The following is a 1,979-nucleotide window of genomic DNA, read 5'->3' as shown; positions in this document are numbered from 1 at the left end:
ACACCCCGAAAATTAGTTTTTGTAATCCAAATTTGTATTTTTGAACTATTTGAAAAGCTTTCGGGGTGTGTCCTGCGGATGCAGGGCACACACAGGGGTTTGGCGCAATAGGGGTTTTCCTGCTTAAATTAAATTTTTTACTTTTAATCAAATTTTTCAACGGCTTGACAGTTTCGGGTTCCATAACTCCCCTACTGCGCCAAGCCCCAACCCGTTGGTGGCAAGCATAAAGGACAGACACAATAGAGAATGCAAGTAACATTTTTAGGACACGGACTTGAAAACAATCAATACAATGTTGGGAAACAACTTGTGAACTCTTTTGAGAACAAGTATTTCGACAACTTTATTGGCTTTGTTGCATTTGTTGCCTTGACAGGTGTTGACAAAATCCTGCCTTCAATTAAAGTGTCGAAAGAAAAATTCAAGACTTTAAAGTTTTATGTTGGTGTGGACAATAAAGGAACTTCTAAAGAAGCACTTGAAAAGTTACTTGACAATGAAGTAGAAACTTACATTTATCACCGAGACATAGAATACATTACATATCATCCCAAATTATTTTTATTTGAAGGTGAGAAATTTTCGAGAGTAATAATTGGTTCATCAAACCTGACAAGTTCGGGTTTCTTAACCAATATTGAAGCATCAATACAACTTGACTTTAACACAAAGACTGACAAGCAAGGAATAAAACTCGTTCGAGAAATAAAAGAATATTACAAGCACCTAATTGAAAATACAGACCAGCATACTCGAAAATTAACTAGAGAACTGATTGACGAATACGACAAAGCTGATTTGCTTTATAAGCAGTTTTATTACAACAATAATGTTGAAGAAACTCAACCGACAGACGGTGAAAACGGAAAGAAAAAACCAAAAAGAATAAAGCTCCCGGAAGTTGATTTAACTGACGGCTTTGACCCCTCAGAAACATCTGATTATGATAGAAATGTCAAAGCAACACAATATGACTATGACAATTTTGAATACTTTTTACAAAGATACGTTGTGTATAAAAGGGATGTCCGTTCTTCAGGTGTAGTAACAAAAACGACAGACGACAAGGAATTACTTCGTTGGTATTTAAGAATGAAGGAACTAATTAGACACGAAGCAATGCCTGACGACTTGCTTTTAAGACTAATTGAAGTCGACTTTCCAATTGGTGATGGTTGGGAGCGGACAAGAATAATGATTTGGAACAATAAGTATAATCAACTACTTGCATATAAAAAGAAATTTAACCCCGACAGTGAAGTAACTCACGTTCCCCAATTCAAAGAAAAAAACCATCCTTATTATTCACTTGGGACTTGGTGTGCCCAACAAAAACAAAGAAGAAAAGGAAATCAACCTCCAATTTGGACAGATTATGAAGAAGAAAAAATGCAAGCCATCAATTTTTTATGGGACGTTCCAAATCTTGGAAGTGAACCTGATGATGAAAGATGGTATGAAAAATTACTTGAATTAGAGAGCTACTATAAGGACAAAAACAACTTCAAAACAATACCACATCAAAACACCAAATTAGGAAAGTGGCTCAATGAAAACATCACTCTTAAACTTACAGGAAGTCGTGGAAAAGTTAAAAAATTTCTTAACCCTTTACGAGAAGAACTTTTAGGAGAAGTTTTATCTAAAAATGGAGTTGAATGGGAATGGCAAAAACAAAAAGAACGAGAAGCAATTGAGAATTTAGCCGAAGAATTCAAAAAATACCAAGACCCAAAAGAATTTGAGAAATTGACAGCTGAAGAACGAAAAAAATATCAAGACAGAGTTTCACAAGCGAGATACAGAAGTAAAAAATGGGACGACACCAAAAGACTAATTTTAATTAACGCAGGGATGGAATTACCTAAAAAAGAAGACCAACAATGACACGGAAGACAAGAATGCCAGCCACCAATCGAGTAGACTGCCCCACTAGAAACTAGCAGGGAGAGCCTCTCACACCACCGAGCATACGG

General features: G+C 36.0%; 2 protein-coding genes. One reads left to right on the top strand and one right to left on the bottom strand.

What is annotated here, in order from left to right; translation table 11 throughout:
- A partial coding sequence (locus tag H601_RS16735; RefSeq protein ID WP_211223560.1) for a hypothetical protein occupies positions 1-262 on the bottom strand: 262 nt, incomplete at its 3' end.
- Between H601_RS16735 and H601_RS0112935 the strand changes: the two genes are divergently transcribed.
- Positions 250-1,890 (top strand): Helicase associated domain protein, encoded by a 1,641-nt coding sequence (locus H601_RS0112935; protein WP_026711881.1) that lies wholly within the window; start codon positions 250-252, stop codon positions 1,888-1,890. The genes H601_RS16735 and H601_RS0112935 overlap by 13 nt on opposite strands.
- Positions 1,891-1,979: the final 89 nt, after the last annotated feature.

The organism is Flavobacterium filum DSM 17961, from assembly GCF_000425465.1.
Taxonomy (GTDB): domain Bacteria; phylum Bacteroidota; class Bacteroidia; order Flavobacteriales; family Flavobacteriaceae; genus Flavobacterium; species Flavobacterium filum.
This window is presented reverse-complemented; position numbering and strand designations above follow the sequence as displayed.